This window comes from Actinacidiphila alni, from assembly GCF_900112845.1.
Taxonomy (GTDB): domain Bacteria; phylum Actinomycetota; class Actinomycetes; order Streptomycetales; family Streptomycetaceae; genus Actinacidiphila; species Actinacidiphila alni.
The window spans coordinates 279,840-302,232 of sequence record NZ_FONG01000002.1 but is presented as its reverse complement, the minus strand read 5'-3'; the positions used below and the strand labels follow the sequence as shown (position 1 = coordinate 302,232).

Below are 22,393 nucleotides of genomic sequence, written 5' to 3'. Positions count from 1 at the left end.
TGGCGCGTGCCTCGGCCGCGGCGCGACCACGGCTGAGGACTCCTGGAAGCAGCGAGCGACGTTTCACGTGGAACACGATGCACAGCGCCGGTCCGCTAACTCCGCAGACACTCCGGGTTATGTCTGTTTGGCCGTTTGTATGGCGTAGAGCGGCAATTCAGCGCCGACGGCGCGGGGCTCCGCCACGGCCGGAACGGCTCGCCCGTGCGGCCTTCGCCCGCCGGGTCGCCGCCCGTACACCACCGGGGCTCTCGCCGACCACCACGCGTACGACCGTGGACAGCGGGTCGACGACACCCTCGCCGACCTGGACCACCGAAGTGTCCACGGCGCCCAGCCGGTCGAGCGCCGCGCGGGCCGCCTTCAGCTCGTCCAGGGCGGTGTCGCCCTTGAGCACGGCCATCTCGCCGTGCGGGCGCAGCAGCGGCAGACCCCAGCCCGCGAGCCGCTCCAGCGGCGCCACCGCACGGGCGGTCACCACGTCGACCGGGGGCAGCTTGCCGAGCATTTCCTCGGCCCGGCCGCGGACCACCGTGACATTGGTCAGGCCCAGGAGTTTGACGACCTCCTCCAGGAAGGTCGTCCGGCGCAGCAGCGGCTCCAGCAGCGTGATCCGGAGGTCCGGCCGGGTCAGTGCCAGCGGGATGCCGGGCAGGCCGGCACCCGAGCCGACATCGCACACCGACACGTCCTCGTCGATGACCTCGTACAGCACCGCGCAGTTCAGCAGGTGCCGCTCCCAGAGCCGGGGCACCTCGCGCGGGCCGATCAGGCCGCGGCGCACCCCGGCGTCCGCGAGCAGCTCGGCGTAGCGCAGAGCGTCGGCGAACCGGTCGCCGAAGACCGTCCTGGCCTGCTCGGGCGGCGCGGGAAGCTCCGCTGCTGCCTCCGTCACGACGGCTGTCCTTTCCTCGGTCACCCCACCGGGCACCTGCCTGCATACACGTACGTACACGATCGCTCACCGGCGGCGCGGCCAAGATCCGATGTCGACGGCCACGATCCGGCTCACAAGCTTCGGCCCCGCCTGCGAACAGACGGGGCCGAACAAGCGTCTACCACAACACCATCCGGTCAGACCGGAAGCACGACCACCCGGCGCTGGGGCTCCTCGCCCTCGGACTCGCTGCGCAGGCCCGCAGCGGCCACCGCGTCGTGCACGACCTTGCGCTCGAACGGCGTCATCGGGTCCAGCTTCACCGGTTCGCCGCTGGCCTTGACCTCCGCCGCCGCCTTGGCGCCGAGCTGCGCCAGCTCCGCCCGCTTGCGGGCGCGGAAACCGGCGATGTCCAGCATCAGGCGGCTGCGCTCGCCGGTCTCCCGGTGCACCGCGAGCCGGGTCAGCTCCTGGAGCGCCTCCAGCACCTCGCCGTCCCGGCCGACCAGCTTGTTGAGGTCACGGGTGCCGCTGTCGCCGATGATCGACACCGACGCCCGCTCGCCCTCGACGTCCATGTCGATGTCGCCGTCGAGGTCCGCGATGTCCAGCAGACCCTCCAGGTAGTCGGCGGCGATCTCACCCTCCTGCTCCAGCCGGCTCAGGGTGGCGGCGGAGCCGCTCTCGGGTGCGATGGTGGTGTTGACGTCGCTCACGCCTCGGCTCCTCTTACTTCTTCTTCGACAGGTTGGACGGCTTCGACTTGGCACCCGGCCGGTTGCCGGACTGCTTGCCGGGCGACCCGCCCTGCTTGTTGCCCGTGCCGCCGCCCTGCTTCGTACCGCCGCCCGAGCCGTTGGCCGTACCGCCGCCGTTCGCCTTCGGGGCGCCCGCCCGGGGGGCACCGGCGCGCGGGGCGCCACCGCCCGCCCGGGGGGAGCCACCGGCCGGCTTCTGCGTACCGGAGTCGCTCTTCTGGGCGTTGGCCGCGGGCTTGTTCGCGCTGCCTGCCGCGGGCTTGTTCGCGGCGGCGCCGGCCGGGGCCGAGGTGCGCTTGGCCTTCGACTGCCGCTTGGGCTGGGTGCGGTTGGCGCGCGCGACCTCGACCGCCTCCTTGGCGGCGACCTCCTCCGGCGGCTCGACGAGCTTGCCCTTGGCCCGCAGTCGCTCCTGGCGCTGCTTGAACGCGAGGCTGCCCGGGGTCGGGTTGCGGCGGATCACGAACATCTGCTGGCCCATGGTCCACACGTTGGTGGTCAGCCAGTAGACGAGCACACCGACGGGGAAGTTGATGCCCATCACGGCGAAGATCAGCGGGAAGACGTACATCAGCATCTTCTGCTGCTGCATGAACGGCGTCTTCACCGTCATGTCCACGTTCTTCGTCATCAGCTGGCGCTGCGTGTAGAACTGCGACGCCGACATCATCACGATCATCACGACCGTCACGACCCGCACATCGGTCAGCGAGGCGCCCAGCTCCTGCACCTTGGCGGCGCCGTCGGTGAACTTCGCCGACAGCGGGGCGCCGAAGATGTGCGCGTTCCGGGCGCTGTCCACCTGGCTCTGGGACAGCACGCCGACCTTGTGGCCCTTAGCGATGTTGCTGAGCACGTGGTACAGCGAGAAGAAGAACGGCGACTGCGCCAGAATCGGCAGGCACGAGGAGAGCGGGTTGGTGCCCGTCTCCTTGTACAGCTTCATCATCTCTTCGGACTGACGCTGCTTGTCGTTCTTGTAGCGCTCCTGGATCGCCTTCATCTTCGGCTGGAGCGCCTGCATGTTCCGGGTCGACTTGATCTGCTTGACGAACAGCGGGATCAGACAGATCCGGATCAGCACCACCAGCGAGACGATGGACAGGCCCCACGCCCAGCCGCTGTCCTTGTCGAAGATCAGGCTGAAGAACGCGTGGAACTGGATGATGATCCACGAAACGGCTTTGTAGAGGGGGTCGAGAATCCCCACGATCAGGCTCCTTGGGCGTGAGAGGGTCCGGTGGGCTCGGGCGTGACGGGCCCGTCGGAGCCGCCCCGCAGTGCGCGGCGCAGCCGATCGTGCCATGGTGGCCGCTTGCGCGGCGGGACATGGTCCACGCCGCCCGGCGACCAGGGATTGCAGCGCAGGATGCGCCACGCGGTCAGGGCGATGCCCTTGATCGCGCCGTGCCGGTCAATGGCCGTGTACCCGTAGTGGGAGCACGAGGGGTAGTACCGGCACACCGGTCCGAGCAGTGGACTGATCGTCCACTGGTACAGCTTGATCAGTGCCAGGAACGGGTATTTCATCGGGACACCCTCCCCTCGGCTCTGCCTTGGGTGTCGCGACCCAGCAGCCGCTTGAGCGCGGCGTCCAGGTCGTGGGCCAGCTCCGTATGGTCCGCGCTGCCGGCACCTGGCAGCGCTCGTACGACTACCAGGCTACCGGGGGGCAGCAGTGAGAGGCGTTCGCGGACCAGATGACGCAGTCGGCGCTTGACCAGATTGCGCTGTACCGCGCCGCCGACCGCCTTGCTCACGACGAAACCCGCACGCGCCGGGGGAGTGCTCCCCCCTGGCACATGCGGGTCCGTGATGTCGTCGCGCAGATGGACCACCAGCAGCGGTCGGCCCGCACGGCGGCCCTTGCGGACCGCTGCTCCGAAGTCCTGGCGCCGCCTCAGCCGATTCTCGGTGGGCAGCACGGCATGAGACCTGTGACGATCAGGCGGACAGGCGGGCGCGGCCCTTGCTGCGGCGGGTCGCGAGGATCGCGCGGCCGGCGCGGGTGCGCATACGCAGACGGAAGCCGTGGGTCTTCGCACGACGGCGGTTGTTCGGCTGGAAGGTGCGCTTGCTCACTCGGGGGCTCCAGGAAAAATCGTGTCCGGCGGGGCGTCGCCTGGCTGTCACCGTGCGCCCACGAGGAAACTCGCGGACCAGTCGGGTGCACCGCTTGACGATCACCCGGAGACCCGGAAGACCTTCGCCCATCGGTAGGCAGGCGGCAGCAGCCATCGACAACTCGACCTCGATACGGTACGCGCGGCTAGGCCATCCGGTCAAACCCGGCGGTCGCGGCCTCGGCGTTTGTACACACCCTGTGGACAACGACTTGAACGACGCATGCCCCCTGACTACCGTGGCTGAACTCCGGACTCTTCGCGCCCTGAATCCAGGACCACACTTTCGCGGGAGTTGTCTGCACTTGCACCACTAAGCGACGAGAGAGCGTGCCCTGTGGCTGACGTAACTGCCGATCTTGCCGCAGTGTGGCCACGCGTACTCCAGAAACTGCTGGTGGACAGCGAGGACCTCAAGCCCAAGGACGCGGAGTGGCTCAAGCGGACCCAGCCGCTGGCGCTGGTGGCCGGCACCGCGGTGCTCTCCGCGCCCAATGAATTCGCCAAGAGCGTGCTCGAGGGGCGGCTGCTGCCGCTGATCACCGAGGTGCTCAGCCGTGAGTTCGGTCACGCCGTGGGCATCGCGATCGCCGTCGCGTCCGGCGGCGACCAGGAGCCCGGCCCGGCCCCGCGCGCCGAGCAGCCGCTCGGTCCCGGCGGACCGCAGGACCACGAGCCGGACCCGTACGAGCAGCAGCACGACCGGCGCCCGGACCTCAGGGACGACCGCTTCGACGACCGTGACCGTGACCGGGACAGGGATCGCGACCGTGATCGCGACAGGGACCGTGACCGGGATCTCGACCGGGACGACGACGGCCTCCGGATGCGCCGCGCCTACCCCGAGCAGCAGAGCCAGGGCCGCCACGCCGGTCCCGGCGCGCCGGGCGACGAGTGGCCGCCGCGCCAGAGCGACGACGGCTGGCGGCAACCGCCCCGTACCGACGGCGGCTGGGGCCTGCCCGCGCAGAACAACGGCTTCCAGGACCGCGATTCCTACGCGGAGCAGCCGAGCCACCGCTACCGCCAGGACACGCACGACGGCTATCCGGTCGTACCGCACCAGGCGTACCCGCAGTCCCCGCAGAGCGGCGGTTACGCGGCGCAGCCCGGCGGCTACCAGCAGGCCGGGCGCGGCGGGCACGAGCCGGGGATGGGCGGCCAGGACCAGCGGGGGCCGCAGTCGACGGGACGGCACGCGTCGCCCGGCGGCCGGCTCGACGGTCCGGCCGGCCACACCGATCCCGTGGGCCGGCCCGCGCAGTCCGCGCACACCGGAACCGCGATGTCCGGCTCCCCGGGACCGGGCGGGTCCTCCGGCGGCGCGGTGGAGCCGACCGCCCGGCTGAATCCGAAGTACCTCTTCGACACCTTTGTGATCGGCGCGTCCAACCGCTTCGCGCACGCGGCGGCCGTCGCCGTCGCCGAGGCGCCGGCCAAGGCGTACAACCCGCTGTTCATCTACGGCGAGTCCGGCCTCGGCAAGACGCACCTGCTGCACGCCATCGGGCACTACGCGCGGAGCCTGTACCCCGGCACCCGGGTGCGGTACGTCAGCTCCGAGGAGTTCACCAACGAGTTCATCAACTCGATCCGGGACGGCAAGGCGGACGCGTTCCGCAAGCGGTACCGGGACATGGACATCCTGCTGGTCGACGACATCCAGTTCCTGGCGAGCAAGGAGTCGACGCAGGAGGAGTTCTTCCACACCTTCAACACCCTGCACAACGCCAACAAGCAGATCGTGCTCTCCTCGGACCGGCCGCCCAAGCAGCTGGTGACCCTGGAGGACCGGCTCCGCAACCGCTTCGAGTGGGGCCTGATCACCGATGTCCAGCCGCCCGAGCTGGAGACCCGGATCGCGATCCTGCGCAAGAAGGCGGTGCAGGAACAGCTCAACGCCCCGCCGGAGGTACTGGAGTTCATCGCGTCCCGGATCTCGCGGAACATCCGCGAACTGGAGGGCGCGCTGATCCGTGTCACCGCCTTCGCCAGCCTCAACCGGCAGCCGGTCGACCTCCAGCTCACCGAGATCGTGCTCAAGGACCTGATCCCCGGCGGCGAGGACTCGGTGCCGGAGATCAGCGGCACGGCCATCATGGCCGAGACGGCCGCCTACTTCGGGCTGGCCGTGGACGACCTGTCCGGCTCCTCGCGCAGCCGGGTGCTGGTGACCGCGCGGCAGATCGCGATGTATCTGTGCCGCGAGCTGACGGACCTGTCGCTGCCGAAGATCGGCGCGCTCTTCGGCGGCCGCGACCACACCACCGTCATGCACGCGGACCGCAAGATCCGCTCGCTGATGGCCGAACGGCGCTCCATCTACAACCAGGTGACGGAGCTGACCAACCGCATCAAGAGCTGAGCCGCTGCCGCCGCACAGCACGGCGAAGGGCCCCCGGAGACCGCTCCGGGGGCCCTTCTCGTTGCGCGGCGCGCCACCGGCGCGCCGCGCTCTGTTCGATTCCCGTACGCCGAGGGGCAGTTCTCCACAGGAATGTGGCGAATGGGCCGTCCACACCCTGGGGACACCGGAGTTGTCCAGAAAGTCTCCACAAGCCGGGCGTCCCAAGGGTGGTCCGCGCAGCTCAGCAGGGTGTGGATATGTGGGCAACCCGAATCCACAGACTGTGGACGAAGCGGACACCCACAAGGGGGTACGCGGAGTTGTCCACCGCTCGCCCACAGGTTGAGGGCCGTTGTGCACAGCATGCGATCGTTTCTCCACATCTCTGTCCACTGTTCGGCAACGCAACGCGTCCGGTCGCACGGAAGAGTGAAAGCCGTCACACCAAGGTGGTGGGTTGGGCTGGGGAGAACCTGGGTATTTCTGGGGACAGCGCTGGGGAGAACCAGGGGCTCCCTGTGAATCGGGTGTGCACAACTTCCGGCCGTCCACAGGACCCCCGGGTTGTCCACCGTCCCCGCCCACAGGCGCGGTGGATAAAAAACGTGGCCTGACCTGCGGGTAAACCACTTATCCACGGTATCCACAACCCCTATTACTACGACTACGTAGAGATAGCTGGGAACCTGCTTCGAAGCGGGGGGTGTGCACAACTCGGCCCGGACCCGCCCTGCGGCTCGTGTCGCGGCTTGACGCCAACCCGCACCGACTGTCGGTGCTGTGCGTCAGACTGTTCCCCGACAGCCAGCAACAAGCAGGAGGCGGTTCCGGTGAAGATCCGGGTGGAGCGCGACGTACTCGCCGAGGCAGTGGCTTGGGCAGCCCGCAGCCTCCCGGCCCGCCCTCCGGTGCCCGTGCTCGCCGGCCTGCTGCTGAAGGCGGAGGACGGCAAGCTCAGCCTCTCCGGCTTCGACTACGAGGTCTCGGCGCGGGTATCGGTGGAGGCGGAGGTCGACGAGGAGGGCACGGTCCTGGTCTCGGGGCGGCTGCTCGCCGACATCTCGCGGGCGCTGCCCAACCGCCCGGTGGAGATCTCCACCGACGGGGTGCGCGTCACCGTCGTCTGCGGCAGCTCGCGGTTCACACTCCACACCCTGCCTGTGGAGGAGTATCCGGCGCTGCCCGCGATGCCCGACGCCTCCGGCACGGTGCCCGGTGAGGTCTTCGCCGCCGCCGCGTCCCAGGTGGCCATCGCCGCCGGCCGCGACGACACCCTGCCGGTGCTGACGGGTGTGCGGATCGAGATCGAGGGCGACACCGTCACGCTGGCCGCCACCGACCGCTACCGCTTCGCGGTCCGCGAATTCCTGTGGAAGCCCGAGCAGCCCGACATGTCCGCCGTCGCCCTGGTGCCCGCCAAAACGCTGCTGGATACCGCCAAGTCGCTGACCAGCGGGGACACCGTCTCCATCGCGCTGGCCGGCTCCGGCGCGGGCGAGGGCCTGATCGGCTTCGAGGGCGCGGGCCGCCGCACCACCACCCGGCTGCTCGAGGGCGACCTGCCCAAGTACCGCACGCTCTTCCCGACCGAGTTCGCCTCGGTCGCGGTGATCGAGACCGCGCCCTTCGTGGAGGCCGTCAAGCGCGTCGCGCTGGTCGCCGAGCGCAACACCCCGGTGCGGCTGAGCTTCGAGCAGGGCGTGCTGACCCTGGAGGCCGGTTCCAGCGACGACGCACAGGCTGTGGAGCGGGTCGACGCCAAGCTGGAGGGCGACGACATCTCGATCGCCTTCAACCCGACCTTCCTGCTGGACGGCCTGAGCGCCATCGACTCCCCGGTGGCCCAGCTCTCCTTCACGACCTCGACCAAGCCCGCGCTGCTCAGCGGCCGGCCCGCGGTCGACGCCGAGGCGGACGACGCGTACAAGTACCTGATCATGCCGGTCCGGCTGTCGGGCTGAGCCGCCGCGGCTGTCCGGCCGGGCCGGGGGCAGACGCCACGACGGCACGGGTGGACGGGAAGCCCGGGGCGTACGAGCGGGGCCGCGGGGCCCCACGTAGGCTCGTTCCAGGTCAGGACGCTTCGAACGAAGGATCTGTGATGGAGCTCGGTCTCATCGGTCTCGGCAAGATGGGCGGCAACATGCGCGAGCGCATCCGCCGCGCAGGTCACACCGTCATCGGGTACGACCGGAACCCGGATCTCGCCGATGTCCACAGCCTCAAGGAGCTTGTGGACTCCCTCAAGGGCCCGCGCGTGGTGTGGGTCATGGTGCCGGCCGGCGGGCCCACCCAGTCGACCATCGACGAGCTGGGCGAGCTGCTCTCCCCCGGTGACCTCGTCGTGGACGGCGGCAACTCCCGCTGGACCGACGACGAGCGGCACGCCGAGGAGCTGGCCGCCAAGGGCATCGGCTTCGTCGACTGCGGTGTCTCCGGCGGCGTCTGGGGCCTGGCCAACGGCTACGCGCTGATGTACGGCGGCAAGGAGGAGGACGTCGCCAAGGCGCAGCCGATCTTCGACGCCCTCAAGCCCGAGGGCGACTCCGGCGCCGTCCACGCCGGCAAGGTCGGCGCGGGCCACTTCGCGAAGATGGTCCACAACGGCATCGAATACGCGATGATGCAGGCCTACGCCGAAGGCTGGGAGCTGCTGGAGGCGGTGGACTCGGTCACCGACGTCCGCGAGGTCTTCCGCTCCTGGAAGTCCGGCACGGTCATCCGCTCCTGGCTGCTCGACCTGGCCGTGGACGCCCTCGACAAGGACGAGCACCTCGGCGGCCTGCGCGGATACGCGGACGACTCCGGCGAGGGCCGGTGGACGGTCGAGGCCGCCATCGACAACGCGGTGCCGCTGCCCGCCATCACCGCGTCGCTGTTCGCGCGCTTCTCGTCCCGCCAGGACGACTCGCCGCAGATGAAGATGATCGCCGCGCTCCGCAACGAGTTCGGCGGCCACGCGGTCACCGCCGCGGAGTAAGCGGAGTAAGCAGAGCACCGCGCACGGGCGCGGCGGGCGGTGCAGACCACCGTCCGCCGCGCCCGTGGCGCTCGTCACACCAGCAGGGAGGTCGGCGCGTACCGCGCCACAGCACGCGATGCACGTAGCGCACCTTTCGCTCGCCGACTTCCGCTCCTACGCCCGCGCCGAGGTCCCGCTCGAAGCGGGCGTCACCGCCTTCGTGGGGCCCAACGGCCAGGGCAAGACCAATCTGGTCGAGGCGGTCGGCTATCTGGCCACCCTCGCCAGCCACCGGGTCTCCACCGACGCGCCGCTGGTGCGGATGGGCGCCGAGCGGGCGCTGGTCCGGGCCCAGGTGGTGCAGGGCGACCGGCAGCAGCTGGTGGAGCTGGAGATCAACCCGGGCCGGGCCAACCGCGCCAGGATCAACCGTTCCGCGCCCGGCCGGCCGCGCGACGTGCTGGGCATCGTCCGCAGTGTGCTCTTCGCACCGGAGGACCTGGCGCTGGTCAAGGGCGACCCGACCGAGCGGCGCCGCTTCCTCGACGAGCTGATCACCGCCCGCGCCCCGCGCCTGGCCGGGGTCCGCAGCGACTACGACCGGGTGCTCAAGCAGCGCAACACGCTGCTGAAGTCCGCCGCGATGGCCCGCAGGCACGGCGGCAAGGGCCTGGGGGCGCCTCCCGCGACGAAGTCTGCGGGGGATCTGTCCACCCTCGACGTGTGGGACCAGCACCTGGCGCGGGCCGGCGCCGAGCTGCTGGCGCAGCGCCTCGACCTGGTCGCCGCGCTCCAGCCGCTGGCGGACAAGGCGTACGAGCAGCTCGCCCCCGGCGGCGGCCCGATCGGCCTGGAGTACAAAGGCTCGATCGGCGAGAGGATGGTCGGCGCCGAGGGGCGCGAGGATCTGTACGGGCGGCTGCTGGAGGCGCTCGGCGAGTCGCGGCGGCAGGAGATCGAGCGCGGGGTGACGCTGGTCGGGCCGCACCGCGACGACCTGCTGCTCAAGCTCGGCCCGATGCCCGCCAAGGGCTACGCGAGCCACGGCGAGTCCTGGTCGTACGCGCTGGCGCTGCGGCTGGCCTCGTACGAGCTGCTGTGCGCGGACGGCGGGGAGCCGGTGCTGGTGCTGGACGACGTCTTCGCGGAACTGGACACCCGGCGGCGCGAGCGGCTGGCGGAGCTGGTCGCGCCGGGCGAGCAGGTGCTGGTGACGGCGGCGGTGGACGACGATGTGCCGGACGTCCTGGTGGGGGCCCGGTTCGCGGTGGAGCAGGGGACGGTGGAGCGGCTGTGAGCGAGCGGAGCGGCGCGGACGGCGGCAGGCGGACCGGGCGCACGGACGGCGCGGGCCGCAAGGCGGCGGCGCTGCCGGAGCAGACCGGGCAGGCGGCGCCTGCGACGCCTGCGGGACAGGGCGAGGCCGCGAACACCGGCGTCGACCTCGCCCGGGTGGCGCTGCGCGCCGCGAAGGAGCAGGCCAGGGCCAGGGGCGCGGCGGCCGTGCAGAAGAAGCAGGCCAGGCGCGGCGGCCTGCGCAGCGGCGCGCGCGCCGACGGCCGCGACCCGCTGCCGCTGGGCGCGGCCATCAACCGGCTGATCACCGAGCGCGGCTGGGAGGCCCCGGCGGCCGTCGGCGGGGTGATGGGCCGCTGGCCGCAGCTCGTCGGCCCCGAGGTGGCGCTGCACTGCGCGCCGGCCCGCTACGACGAGGAGGAGTGCGTGCTGACCGTGCAGTGCGACTCCACGGCGTGGGCGACCCAGCTGCGGCTGCTGGCGCCGACCCTGGTCGCCCGGCTCAACGCGGACCTCGGCCACGGCACGGTGAAGCTGATCAAGGTGCTGGGCCCGGCGGGCCCGTCCCGTTCCTACGGCCGGCTGCGCGCGCCCGGCAGCGTCGGCCCCGGTGACACGTACGGCTGAGGTGCCCGTACCGGCTGGGGCGCCCGTGCACGCCTGTGCCGTACGCGTACGGATGAGGTCACGAACAGCTGTGCTGCGACCCCGTGAAGCCGCAGGCCGGACGGCCGAGAACCGGCCGCGGCGGGTGCCCCTGCTCAGCGTAGCCGGAGGTTGACAGCCGGAAGCCCTGGACGCCCGTGTGAGCGGTTTGGGCACCAGGGCTGCGTGTAGGGAGTCGCGCGACGGCGGTTTCGTACGGCACATGGGAACTCAGGTACCGCCAAAGCCCCATTCATGTCGGCGCTACCGGTAGACTGATAGGCAGACCGCCCTCCCCTGGCATGCAGACAGGAAGCAGACAGGGGGACCCCAGCGGAACATGTCGAAGACGCAGCCTGTCCCGCTCCGCGGGTGATGGCTCGTGCTGTGCCAGAAAGGGCGCTTCGTGGCCGATTCCGGCAACCCCAACGAGAATTCCAGCAAGTCCTACGACGCCAGTGCGATCACCGTGCTGGAGGGCCTTGAGGCGGTGCGCAAGCGCCCCGGTATGTACATCGGTTCGACCGGTGAGCGGGGCCTGCACCACCTGGTCCAGGAGGTCGTGGACAACTCCGTCGACGAGGCCATGGCCGGTCACGCGGACACCATCGACGTCACGATCCTCGCCGACGGCGGCGTGCGCGTCGTCGACAACGGCCGCGGCATCCCGGTGGGCATCGTGCCCTCCGAGGGCAAGCCCGCCGTCGAGGTCGTGCTGACCGTGCTGCACGCCGGCGGCAAGTTCGGCGGCGGCGGTTACGCGGTCTCCGGCGGTCTGCACGGCGTCGGCGTCTCCGTGGTGAACGCGCTGTCCTCCCGGGTCGCGGTCGAGGTGCGCACCGACGGGTACCGCTGGACGCAGGACTACAAGCTGGGTGTGCCCACCGCGCCGCTGGCGAAGAACGAGGCGGTCGAGGAGACCGGCACCACGGTCACCTTCTGGGCCGACGGCGACATCTTCGAGACCACGGACTACTCCTTCGAGACGCTCTCGCGGCGCTTCCAGGAGATGGCGTTCCTCAACAAGGGCCTGCGGATCTCGCTGACCGACGAGCGCGCCGACCACGTGGACGAGGAGGGCAAGCCGCTGTCGGTCACGTACCACTACGAGGGCGGCCTCGTGGACTACGTGAAGTACCTGAACTCGCGCAAGGGCGAGCTGATCCACCCCACGGTCATCGACATCGCGTCCGAGGACAAGGACCGGCTGCTGTCGGTCGAGGTGGCGATGCAGTGGAACACCCAGTACAGCGAGGGTGTCTACAGCTTCGCGAACACCATCCACACGCATGAGGGCGGCACCCACGAGGAGGGCTTCCGCGCGGCGCTGACCGGCCTGGTCAACCGCTACGCGCGGGACAAGAAGCTGCTCCGCGAGAAGGACGACAACCTCGCGGGCGAGGACATCCGCGAGGGTCTGACCGCGATCATCTCCGTCAAGCTCGGCGAGCCGCAGTTCGAGGGCCAGACGAAGACGAAGCTGGGCAACACCGAGGCGAAGACGTTCGTGCAGAAGGTCGTGCACGAGCACCTGACCGACTGGCTGGACCGCAATCCCAACGAGGCCGCGGACATCATCCGCAAGTCGATCCAGGCGGCCACCGCCCGGGTCGCGGCCCGCAAGGCGCGGGACCTGACCCGCCGCAAGGGGCTGCTGGAGTCCGCGTCGCTGCCCGGCAAGCTCAGCGACTGCCAGTCCAACGACCCGACCAAGTGCGAGATCTTCATCGTCGAGGGCGACTCGGCCGGCGGCTCCGCCAAGTCCGGCCGCAACCCGCAGTACCAGGCGATCCTCCCGATCCGCGGCAAGATCCTCAACGTGGAGAAGGCGCGGATCGACAAGATCCTGCAGAACACCGAGATCCAGGCGCTGATCTCCGCCTTCGGCACCGGTGTGCACGAGGACTTCGACATCTCCAAGCTCCGCTATCACAAGATCATCCTGATGGCGGACGCCGACGTCGACGGCCAGCACATCAACACCCTGCTGCTGACCTTCCTCTTCCGCTTCATGCGGCCGCTGGTCGAGGCCGGGCACGTCTACCTCTCCCGCCCGCCGCTGTACAAGATCAAGTGGGGCCGGGACGACTTCGAGTACGCCTACTCCGACCGCGAGCGGGACGCGCTGGTGGAGCTGGGCAAGCAGGCCGGCAAGCGGATCCGCGAGGACTCGATCCAGCGCTTCAAGGGTCTGGGCGAGATGAACGCCGAGGAACTGCGGGTCACCACGATGGACATCGACCACCGGGTGCTCGGCAAGGTCACGCTCGACGACGCCGCCCAGGCCGACGACCTGTTCTCGGTGCTGATGGGCGAGGACGTCGAGGCCCGCCGCTCCTTCATCCAGCGCAATGCCAAGGACGTCCGCTTCCTGGACATCTGAGTCGGCCAGCCAACCCGGGCCGTACGAAAGGACTCTGTAACAGCGATGGCCGACGACACCCCCAACATTCCCCCCGTGCCCGACGTGCCGCCGTCCGAGATGGACGAGCGCAACGAAGCGGGCGGGCTGCGCATCGAACCGGTCGGACTCGAGACCGAGATGCAGCGCAGCTATCTCGACTACGCGATGTCCGTCATCGTCTCGCGCGCGCTGCCGGACGTACGGGACGGCCTCAAGCCGGTGCACCGCCGCGTGCTGTACGCGATGTACGACGGCGGCTACCGGCCGGAGAAGGGCTTCTACAAGTGCGCGCGCGTCGTCGGCGACGTGATGGGCACCTACCACCCGCACGGTGACTCCTCGATCTACGACGCGCTGGTCCGCCTCGCGCAGCCGTGGTCGATGCGGATGCCGCTGGTGGACTCCAACGGCAACTTCGGTTCCCCGGGCAACGACCCGGCCGCCGCGATGCGGTACACCGAGTGCAAGCTGATGCCGCTGTCCATGGAGATGGTCCGGGACATCGACGAGGAGACCGTCGACCTCCAGGACAACTACGACGGCCGCAACCAGGAGCCGACGGTCCTGCCGGCCCGCTTCCCGAACCTGCTGATCAACGGCTCGGCGGGCATCGCGGTCGGCATGGCGACGAACATCCCGCCGCACAATCTGCGCGAGGTCGCCGACGGCGCCCAGTGGTGCCTGGCCAACCCGGACGCGAGCGCCGAGGAACTGCTCGACGCGCTCATGGAGCGGATCAAGGGCCCGGACTTCCCGACCGGCGCCCTGGTGGTCGGCCGCAAGGGCATCGAGGACGCCTACCGTACGGGCCGCGGCTCGATCACGATGCGCGCGATCGTCGCGGTCGAGGAGATCCAGAACCGGCAGTGCCTGGTGGTCACCGAACTGCCGTACCAGGTCAACCCGGACAATCTCGCGCAGAAGATCGCCGACCTGGTGAAGGACGGCCGGATCGGCGGCATCGCCGACGTCCGCGACGAGACCTCCTCGCGCACCGGCCAGCGCCTGGTCATCGTCCTCAAGCGGGACGCGGTCGCCAAGGTCGTGCTCAACAACCTGTACAAGCACACCGACCTGCAGACCAACTTCGGCGCCAACATGCTGGCCCTGGTCGACGGCGTGCCGCGCACCCTGTCGCTGGACGCGTTCATCCGCAACTGGGTGAACCACCAGGTCGAGGTCATCGTCCGGCGCACCCGCTTCCGGCTGCGCAAGGCCGAGGAGCGCGCCCACATCCTGCGCGGCCTGCTCAAGGCGCTCGACGCGATCGACGAGGTCATCGCGCTGATCCGGCGCAGCGAGACCGTCGAGGTCGCGCGCGAGGGCCTGATGGGCCTGCTGCAGATCGACGAGATCCAGGCGAACGCGATCCTGGAGATGCAGCTGCGCCGGCTGGCCGCCCTGGAGCGGCAGAAGATCGTCGCCGAGCACGACGAACTGCAGCAGAAGATCGACGAGTACAACGCGATCCTCGCCTCGCCGCAGAAGCAGCGGCAGATCATCAGCGAGGAACTGCAGGCGATCGTCGACAAGTTCGGCGACGACCGGCGCAGCAAGCTGGTGCCCTTCGACGGTGACATGTCCATCGAGGACCTGATCGCCGAGGAGGACATCGTCGTCACGATCACCCGCGGCGGCTACGTCAAGCGCACCAAGACCGAGGACTACCGGTCGCAGAAGCGCGGCGGCAAGGGCGTGCGGGGCGCGAAGCTGAAGCAGGACGACATCGTCGACCACTTCTTCGTCACCACCACCCACCAGTGGCTGCTGTTCTTCACCAACAAGGGCCGGGTCTACCGCGCCAAGGCGTACGAGCTGCCGGACGCCGGCCGGGACGCGCGCGGCCAGCACGTGGCGAATCTGCTGGCCTTCCAGCCGGACGAGCGGATCGCCCAGATCCTGGCGATCAAGGACTACGCGGCGGCGCCGTACCTGGTGCTGGCCACCAAGGCCGGTCTGGTGAAGAAGACCGCGCTCAAGGACTACGACTCGCCGCGGGCCGGCGGTGTCATCGCGATCAATCTGCGCGAGTCCGGCGCGGCCGAGGGCGACGCGGACGGCGAGGGCGCGACCGCGGCGACGTCCGACGAGCTGATCGGCGCCGAGCTGGTCTCCGCCGAGGACGACCTGCTGCTGGTCAGCCGGAAGGCGCAGTGCATCAGGTTCACCGCGACGGACGACGCGCTGCGCCCGATGGGCCGCGCGACGTCGGGCGTCAAGGGGATGAGTTTCCGCCCCGGTGACGAACTCCTCTCGATGAATGTCGTCCGGCCCGGTACGTTCGTCTTCACCGCCACGGACGGCGGGTACGCCAAGCGCACCACGGTGGACGAGTACCGCGTCCAGGGGCGCGGCGGACTCGGGATCAAGGCGGCGAAGATCGTGGAGGACCGGGGTTCTCTGGTCGGCGCTTTGGTTGTCGAGGAAACCGATGAGATCCTGGCCATCACGCTCAGCGGTGGCGTGATCCGTACGCGGGTCAACGGGGTCAGGGAGACGGGCCGTGACACCATGGGCGTCCAACTGATCAACCTCGGCAAGCGTGACGCCGTTGTCGGCATCGCGCGCAACGCCGAAGCGGACGACGACCCGGAGTCGGCCATCGTGGCCGAGGCCGGCGAGGACGACGGAGCGGTCGCGGGTCTGGAGCCCGTGGCCGGTGAAGCGGAGGAGTAAAGCCGTGAGTGGAGCCACGGGCGCCACAGGTGGGGCCGGGCGGACCGGGGGTGGTGCCCATGGCCGTGGCTCGGCCAACCTCAGCGGCCCTCAAGAGGGGGGATACACCGTGACGGACACCCGTCAGCCGCCGCCGCACCAGCCGGCCCAGGCGTACGCGCCGCCGGCGCCCAGCGCGCCGCCGTCGGCGTCGGGCGGCGGCAACCCCGCGGCCGCCGGGGTGCGCAAGCCGCGCCCCGCGGCCCGGTCGGTGCCGCGCACCCGCAAGGCGCGGCTGCGGATCGCCAAGGCCGACCCGTGGTCGGTGATGAAGGTGAGCTTCCTGCTCTCCATCGCGCTGGGCATCTGCACGATCATCGCCGTGGCGGTGCTGTGGATGGTGCTGGACGCGATCGGCGTCTTCAGCACCGTCGGCGACACCATCAGCGAGGCGACCACCTCCGAGCAGGGCGGCAGCGGCGGCTTCGACCTGGTGTCGTTCCTGTCGCTCTCCCGGGTGATGATGATCACCACCGTGATCGCGGTGATCGACGTGATCCTGGCCACCGCGCTGGCCACCCTCGGGGCCTTCGTCTACAACCTGTCCGCGGGCTTCGTCGGCGGTATCGAGCTGACGCTGGCGGAGGACGAGTAGCCGCGTACCCCGGGGCCGTGGATACCGATTTTGGGACATGGCCCGGGGTGCGCTAATCTTTCGGTGCAGCGCGGGGCTATAGCTCAGACGGTTAGAGCGCTTCCCTGATAAGGAAGAGGCCCCAGGTTCAAGTCCTGGTAGCCCCACCGCGTGAAGGCCCCCAACCGGTTGACGGTCGGGGGCCTTTGGCTTTTGTCCCGCTGTGTATAGTCGGGCGCGTCAGAAGCTCTTCCCACGGAATCAAGGAGGAGGTCACGCGATGAAGAAGTTTCTTCTGGTCGCCCTGGCCGCCGTCGCCGGACTGTTCGTGTACCGACAGATTCAGGCGGACCGCGCCGAGCAGGACCTGTGGACCGAAGCGACCGACACCGTTCCGGCGGGATCCAGCACGTCCGCCTGAGCGTACGGACGGCCGGCACGTCGGCCTGAACGTATGCACGGTACGCACGGCACACACCGTCTCCGGGCCCCGGCCGCACTCATGAGCTGAGTGCCGCCGGGGCTTCGTTGTCGCCGGGCGCCGGGCCGGGTCTCGTTGTTGCCGGACCGTGACAGGAACGGCTTGAGTTTGCCTGAGCAAATCTCTAGCTTTGCTTGTGCAAATCAAGTCTGGCGAGGGGGACGTGACGACATGGACCGACGACCACCGGATCCCGGGGCCGGGTGGCGGGCGGGGCGCTGGGCGGCCGTACTGCTGCTGCCGTGCCTGGCGGCGCTGACGGTGCTGACCGGGCTCGCGGGGGCGGGTACGGCGAGCGCCGCACCGTCCGCTCCCGCCGCGCCCGCCGCCTCGGACGGCAGCCTGATCATGGTGCTGGACTCCTCCGGCTCGATGGCGGGCCCCGACGGCTCGGGCAGTACGCGGATCGCCTCGGCGCGCACCGCCGTCGGCTCCGTCGTGGACGCGCTGCCGGACGGCTACCCGACCGGGCTGCGCGTGTACGGCGCGGGCAAGCCGCACGGCTGCGACGACACCTCGCTGGCCCAGCCGGTCACCGCGCTCGACCGCACCGCCGTCAAGGACGCGGTGGCCGCCGTGCGGCCCAAGGGGGACACGCCCACCGCGCTCGCGCTGACCAAGGCGGCCGATGACCTGCCGGCCACCGGGCGGCGCACGATCCTGCTGATCTCGGACGGCGAGTCCACCTGCGGGACGCCCAAGCCCTGCGACGTGGCCGCGAAGCTGGCGGGCGACGGCAGTTCGGGGCTCGACCTGCGGATCGACACGGTCGGCTTCCAGGTCAAGGGCGCGGCGCGGGAGGAGCTGGAGTGCGTGGCGCGCGCCGGGCACGGCGCGTACTACGATGCCCCGGACGCCGCCTCGCTGGCCCGCCAGCTGGTGCGCGCCTCGCAGCTGAGCGCCGACGCCTACCGCCTCTCCGGCACCCGGATCACCGGGGGCGACACGGCGGCCCACGCCGCCGCGATCAGCACCGGCAGCCAGGGCAGTCAGTACCTGGACACCATCGGCCCCGGCGAGACGCGCTGGTACGCGGTCCCGCTGGACGCCGTCTCGACCGCCGACCTGTCGGTCACCGCCGCCCCGCAGCCGGGCGTGCCGGTGACGTACGGGGACGGTGTCGAGCTGAAGCTCGGCACGACCGGTGAGTACAGCTACACCTGCGACACGCAGTCCGCGCACTTCGGCCAGGACGAGGGCGCGATGACGCTGACCGGCGCGGTCAGCCGGGTGCCGACCGCCAAGCACACCGACGACTGCGACAAGGCGGGCCGCTATCTGCTGTCGGTGCACCGGACCAGCGCGCCCACCTCGGACCCGGGCCGCTGGCCGGTGGAACTGCGGGCCGAGGCCGAGACGCCGCTGCCCGCGGGCACCACGCCGGCCGCGGCCCGTACCGACTACGGCACCGCGCCCGCGCCGGTCACCGGCACGCCCAAGGACCTCGTCGGCGGCACCGGCTTCAATGACGCCACCCGGGTCGGCACCGGCGTCTGGCGGGACCATCTGCTGCCCGGCCAGACCCGGTACTACAAGGTGAAGGTCGGCTGGGGGCAACAGCTCAGCTACACCGCCGAATTCGCCAACGAGCCCGTGCTCGACGACGCCTCGGGCACCGCCGACACCTTCGTCACCACCTCGGCCTTCGCGCCCGGCAGGCTGCCGATCGAGAGCGCCTCTGACGTACGCGGCGAGCGGTCGTACTTCGGCAAGCCGCTGTCGGTCGGCCTCGGCACCGTCCCGGTGACCTGGACCAACCGCTGGGTGACCGGTGACGCCGCGGACAGCGTGCACAGCGCGGGCGACTACTGGATCGCGGTCGGACTCGGCCCGGACGCGGCGCAATTGGCGAAGAACGCGGCCGTGGGCGTCATCCTGCGGGTCGCGGTGACCGGTGACGAGCTGGCAGGACCGCAGTACCACGCGCCGACGCTGGCGCGGCGGGACGGCGGCGGCGCGCAACACCGCCGTACGGATGCCGCCGCGGGCTCGGGCTCCGGCTCGGATTCGGGGTCGGGATCCGATTCCGGCGGTGTGCTCGGTCCTGTCACCGGTACGGATCTGCTGGCGGCCGGTACGGGCGGCGCCGTGGCGCTGGCCGGGGTGGGGGTCGCGCTGCTGGTCCACGGCGCCAGGGCGCGGCGGGCGGCGTATCCGCCGGGGAGTCCGGGGCCTTACGGCGGGCCGTACGGCGGGCCGCCCACAGGCCCGTACGGCGGCCCGCCCGCGCCGACGCTCACGCCGACCCGGCAGGAGACGCGGACATCGCCGGAGGGCACATCGCCGGAGGGCACACCGCACGAGGGCACACCGCCGGACGCGCCGACGCGTCCGCAGACACAGAACCGGAACGGTTTCGACGGCACCGACCACAGGGGTGGGGCATGAAGCGCCAACTGACGTTCACCGCGGCGGCGGCCGTGCTCGCGCTCGCCGCCCTCCAGGGGCACGCGGCGGCCGATTCGACGCCATCCCCGTCCGGGTCCGGGCCGGCGGGCTCGGCGCCGGCCGAGGCACCGCCCGCCACCTGGCCGCCGAGCGGCACCGCGATCGCGGGCGCGAGCACCACCGCGGACGCGCCGCCGATGGAGCCGGCGACCACGTACAAGGACACCATCAAGCCGGACGAGACCCGGATCTACGGGGTGACGCTGGACGCGAAGTCCTCGGCGTACGTGTCGGCGTACGCGCTGCCGCCGGCCGGTTCGCGGGTGACGTACGGGGACGGCATCGAGCTGAAGCTGCAGAGCGCGGACGGCTCGGACTGCGACAGCCGCGACGAGACCTTCGACACCGACGGCGCGGCCCGGCCGATCGGCTCGGCGGTGGCGCGGCTGATGGGCGTCGACTCGGACTGCCAGGAGGCCAACCAGTACACGCTGTCGGTGCACCGCAAGAGCGCGGCCACCTCCGACCCGGGCGCGTGGCCGCTGGAGCTGCGCTTCGTCCTCGAACCCGCGCTGAAGCCCGGCACGACGGCGCAGCCCGCGCCGAACTTCGGCTCCGCCTCGCCGACCCCGCTGACCGCGGGCACCCCGCGCCAGGCGCACGGCGGCACCAGCTTCACGACCGCCGCGGCCGTCAGGACCGGCATCTGGAAGGACAGGGTGCTGCCCGGCGAGACCCGCTTCTACAAGGTGCCGGTGGACTGGGGCCAGCAGGCCACGGTCTTCTCCGACTTCTCCAGCGCGCCGGTCAACGGTGACCAGTCCACATACGTCAGCGGGGGCGTGCGGCTGACCTCGTACAGCCCGGTGCGCGAGCTGATCGACAGCTCGGACAACGCCTACTCCGGTTCGCCGACCTCGCTCAACGAGCGGCTCGCGCCGGTCTCGTACGCCAACCGGGCCGCGAGCGACAGCGATGTGGTGCGGGTGCGCTACGCGGGCTGGTACTACTTCGCGGTCAGCGTGCACCCCGATGTCGCGCACGCCGTGACCGGGGCGGTGCCGGTCACCCTGCGGGTGGACGTCAAGGGCACGGCCCAGGCGGCGCCCGCCTACGACGGCGACCCGGGCACGGCGGGCATCGGCATCGACGCGCACGACGTGTCGGCCGCCGACGGCTCCCCGACCGACGGCGCGGGATCGTCCTCCGGCACCTCCGGCATGCGCTTCCTCGCCTTCGCGGCGCTGGGCGCGGGCACGGTGCTGCTGCTCACCCTCGCGGTCTGGTACGCGGCGGCGCGGCGGCGGGCGGGGCGCCCGGTGGACGCGGTGCCGCAGCAGGTGGGTGCCCAGCAGTCGGGCTCCCAACAGGCGGGCTCCCAGCAGTCCGGATACGGGCCGCCGCCGGCCTGGTGAATTGCCCTTACCGCCGCCTGGCGGTCTGGTGAACCACTTTCACCAGGTGCTGAGTTGCAGGTCAGAGCGTCGGGACGTCAGGACGCCAGCAGCGCCACGATGCCGACCGCGATGCACAGGACGGCGACGACCAGGACCGGGACCGCGATCTTCGCCGGCGGCCCCGGTCGTCGGCCGCGTACGGGCAGCTGCGCGGAGACGGTGCCCTCGGCCGGCGGGCCGGCCGACGCGGCGGTGGCGGGCGGCAGCGGCTGCGCCGGTACGGGTGCGGGCGCGGATACGTGGGCGGGCGCGGGTTCGGCGCGGGTCCGCGTGTGGGTGACCGGGTGCTGCTGCGCGGCTTGTGCGGCTTGTGCGGGTACGGGTGCGGGTGCGGGCGGTCGGGCTGCCGGGGGCGCGAGTGGGAAGCCGGCCGTGGCGTGGGCCGCGGCCACTTCCTCGGCGACGGGAGCCGGGGCCGGGCCCGGGCTCGGGTCCGGGACACGCGCGGCCTCCCCGCCGGGCGCGGCGGGCGAGGACGCCGGCAGCGGCCCGCCGGGCCCGAACCCCTCGGGCAGCGGCCCGATCTGGTCGAAGACCTCCACCGGCTCGTCGTCGGCCGGCGGCTCCCCGAGCATCTCCACGGCGGCGGACAGCGCCTTGCGCGCCCCCGTGGCCGTACGGAACCGGGCGTGCGGGTCCGGCTGCAGCAGCGCCCCGATCACCTGCCACAGCGGCTCGGGCACCCCCATCGGGGCGGGCGGCATGCCCGCGGCCAGGAAGCGTTCCGAGATCGCCTGCGCGTCCGGTTTCTGCCCGCCGAGCAGATAGAGCGCCACGAGGCCGACCGCGTACAGGTCGGCGGGCACGTCCGGCTCGGCGCCGACCAGTTGCTCGGGCGCGAAGTAGCCGGGCGTGCCGACGACGTAGTCGGTCTCGGTCAGCCGCGGCTCGCCCTTGCGCATGGCGATGCCGAAGTCCGACAGGCGCAGGTGCGGGGTGCCGGTGCCGGTGGCCTCCAGCAGGATGTTCGCGGGCTTGATGTCGCGGTGCACCACGCCCTCCGCGTGCACGGCGGTCAGCCCGGACAGCAACTGGTCGAGCAGCACGCACACATAGTGCGGCGGCAGCGGCCCGTAGTCGCCGATCAGGTGCGACAGCGAGCCGCCGCGCACCAGGTCCATGGTGAACAGCACCTTGTCGTCGTCGGCCGCCCAGCTCGCCGGGGCCAGGACGTGCGGGTGGTCGATCCGCATCGCCTGCTCGCGCACGAAACGCAGCAGGGCGTGGGCGTCGCGCTGCTGGAGCACCTTGGCGGCCACGTACCGGCGCCTGCGGTGGTCCCAGGCGCGCCAGACCGCGCCGACGCCGCCGCGCCCGATCGGGTCGACCAGCTCGTACCGGCCCGCGAAGACCTCACCCATGGTGC

18 protein-coding genes and 1 tRNA gene are annotated in these 22,393 nt (G+C 71.1%); 12 read left to right on the top strand and 7 right to left on the bottom strand.

What is annotated here, in order from left to right:
* Positions 1-157 precede the first annotated feature (157 nt).
* From rsmG to rpmH, 6 genes are all read right to left on the bottom strand, one after another.
* Positions 158-895, bottom strand: coding sequence for a 16S rRNA (guanine(527)-N(7))-methyltransferase RsmG (rsmG, locus tag BM076_RS04205; RefSeq protein WP_093711965.1), 738 nt, complete (start codon positions 893-895; stop codon positions 158-160).
* A 179-nt stretch (positions 896-1,074) separates the two neighbouring features.
* Positions 1,075-1,572 carry a Jag family protein gene (locus BM076_RS04200; protein WP_407640623.1) on the bottom strand — a complete coding sequence of 166 codons (498 nt, stop codon included), beginning with the start codon at positions 1,570-1,572 and terminating at the stop codon, positions 1,075-1,077.
* 34 nt (positions 1,573-1,606) lie between these two features.
* Positions 1,607-2,848 (bottom strand): membrane protein insertase YidC, encoded by a 1,242-nt coding sequence (yidC, locus tag BM076_RS04195; protein ID WP_093712229.1) that lies wholly within the window; start codon positions 2,846-2,848, stop codon positions 1,607-1,609.
* Positions 2,848-3,165, bottom strand: a complete 318-nt coding sequence (yidD, locus tag BM076_RS04190; RefSeq protein WP_093711963.1) for a membrane protein insertion efficiency factor YidD — start codon at positions 3,163-3,165, stop codon at positions 2,848-2,850. Before yidD ends, yidC begins: the two co-directional genes overlap by 1 nt.
* Positions 3,162-3,560 carry a ribonuclease P protein component gene (gene rnpA / locus BM076_RS04185; RefSeq protein ID WP_093711962.1) on the bottom strand — a complete coding sequence of 133 codons (399 nt, stop codon included), beginning with the start codon at positions 3,558-3,560 and terminating at the stop codon, positions 3,162-3,164. Before rnpA ends, yidD begins: the two co-directional genes overlap by 4 nt.
* A gap of 19 nt (positions 3,561-3,579) precedes the next feature.
* Positions 3,580-3,717 (bottom strand): 50S ribosomal protein L34, encoded by a 138-nt coding sequence (gene rpmH, locus BM076_RS04180; protein ID WP_003975051.1) that lies wholly within the window; start codon positions 3,715-3,717, stop codon positions 3,580-3,582.
* 378 nt (positions 3,718-4,095) lie between these two features.
* Between rpmH and dnaA the strand changes: the two genes are divergently transcribed.
* From dnaA to BM076_RS04120, 12 genes are all read left to right on the top strand, one after another.
* Positions 4,096-6,123: a chromosomal replication initiator protein DnaA gene (dnaA, locus tag BM076_RS04175; protein ID WP_093711961.1), complete on the top strand. Its 2,028-nt coding sequence runs from the start codon at positions 4,096-4,098 to the stop codon at positions 6,121-6,123.
* A gap of 812 nt (positions 6,124-6,935) precedes the next feature.
* The gene (gene dnaN / locus BM076_RS04165) at positions 6,936-8,066 is read left to right on the top strand and encodes a DNA polymerase III subunit beta (RefSeq protein ID WP_093711960.1); all 1,131 of its coding nucleotides are present in this window, start codon (positions 6,936-6,938) and stop codon (positions 8,064-8,066) included.
* 140 nt (positions 8,067-8,206) lie between these two features.
* Positions 8,207-9,085 (top strand): phosphogluconate dehydrogenase (NAD(+)-dependent, decarboxylating), encoded by an 879-nt coding sequence (gene gnd / locus BM076_RS04160; RefSeq protein WP_093711959.1) that lies wholly within the window; start codon positions 8,207-8,209, stop codon positions 9,083-9,085.
* 118 nt (positions 9,086-9,203) lie between these two features.
* Positions 9,204-10,364: a DNA replication/repair protein RecF gene (gene recF / locus BM076_RS04155; RefSeq protein WP_093711958.1), complete on the top strand. Its 1,161-nt coding sequence runs from the start codon at positions 9,204-9,206 to the stop codon at positions 10,362-10,364.
* A gap of 155 nt (positions 10,365-10,519) precedes the next feature.
* On the top strand, positions 10,520-10,990 hold the full coding sequence (locus BM076_RS04150) for a DUF721 domain-containing protein (RefSeq protein ID WP_093712228.1): 471 nt from the start codon (positions 10,520-10,522) through the stop codon (positions 10,988-10,990).
* A 400-nt stretch (positions 10,991-11,390) separates the two neighbouring features.
* Entirely contained in the window at positions 11,391-13,391 is a 2,001-nt protein-coding gene (gene gyrB / locus BM076_RS04145; RefSeq protein ID WP_093711957.1) for a DNA topoisomerase (ATP-hydrolyzing) subunit B, read from the top strand.
* A 45-nt stretch (positions 13,392-13,436) separates the two neighbouring features.
* Positions 13,437-16,088, top strand: coding sequence for a DNA gyrase subunit A (gene gyrA, locus BM076_RS04140; RefSeq protein ID WP_407640616.1), 2,652 nt, complete (start codon positions 13,437-13,439; stop codon positions 16,086-16,088).
* 4 nt (positions 16,089-16,092) lie between these two features.
* Positions 16,093-16,722 (top strand): DUF3566 domain-containing protein, encoded by a 630-nt coding sequence (locus tag BM076_RS04135; protein ID WP_407640615.1) that lies wholly within the window; start codon positions 16,093-16,095, stop codon positions 16,720-16,722.
* Between the two features lie 72 nt (positions 16,723-16,794).
* Positions 16,795-16,868, top strand: a tRNA-Ile gene (locus tag BM076_RS04130).
* A gap of 113 nt (positions 16,869-16,981) precedes the next feature.
* A complete protein-coding gene (locus tag BM076_RS36440) occupies positions 16,982-17,122 on the top strand; it encodes a DLW-39 family protein (protein ID WP_177246315.1) in 141 nt (46 codons plus the stop codon).
* A 231-nt stretch (positions 17,123-17,353) separates the two neighbouring features.
* Positions 17,354-19,570, top strand: a complete 2,217-nt coding sequence (locus BM076_RS04125) for a vWA domain-containing protein (protein ID WP_093711955.1) — start codon at positions 17,354-17,356, stop codon at positions 19,568-19,570.
* Entirely contained in the window at positions 19,567-20,985 is a 1,419-nt protein-coding gene (locus BM076_RS04120; RefSeq protein WP_093711954.1) for a hypothetical protein, read from the top strand. The genes BM076_RS04125 and BM076_RS04120 overlap by 4 nt, the downstream gene beginning before the upstream one ends.
* A gap of 77 nt (positions 20,986-21,062) precedes the next feature.
* On the opposite strand, the gene BM076_RS04115 is transcribed toward BM076_RS04120, so the two are convergent.
* Complete coding sequence (locus BM076_RS04115) at positions 21,063-22,388, bottom strand: serine/threonine-protein kinase (RefSeq protein ID WP_093711953.1); 1,326 nt, start codon at positions 22,386-22,388, stop codon at positions 21,063-21,065.
* Positions 22,389-22,393: the final 5 nt, after the last annotated feature.

Coding starts and splice junctions, on each gene's coding strand:
- BM076_RS04115 (WP_093711953.1), bottom strand. CDS start 22,388: ATGGGTGAGGTCTTCGCGGGCCGGTACGAGCTGGTCGACCCGATCGGG.
- BM076_RS36440 (WP_177246315.1), top strand. CDS start 16,982: ATGAAGAAGTTTCTTCTGGTCGCCCTGGCCGCCGTCGCCGGACTGTTC.
- BM076_RS04125 (WP_093711955.1), top strand. CDS start 17,354: ATGGACCGACGACCACCGGATCCCGGGGCCGGGTGGCGGGCGGGGCGC.
- BM076_RS04120 (WP_093711954.1), top strand. CDS start 19,567: ATGAAGCGCCAACTGACGTTCACCGCGGCGGCGGCCGTGCTCGCGCTC.
- gnd (WP_093711959.1), top strand. CDS start 8,207: ATGGAGCTCGGTCTCATCGGTCTCGGCAAGATGGGCGGCAACATGCGC.
- recF (WP_093711958.1), top strand. CDS start 9,204: ATGCACGTAGCGCACCTTTCGCTCGCCGACTTCCGCTCCTACGCCCGC.
- yidD (WP_093711963.1), bottom strand. CDS start 3,165: ATGAAATACCCGTTCCTGGCACTGATCAAGCTGTACCAGTGGACGATC.
- gyrA (WP_407640616.1), top strand. CDS start 13,437: ATGGCCGACGACACCCCCAACATTCCCCCCGTGCCCGACGTGCCGCCG.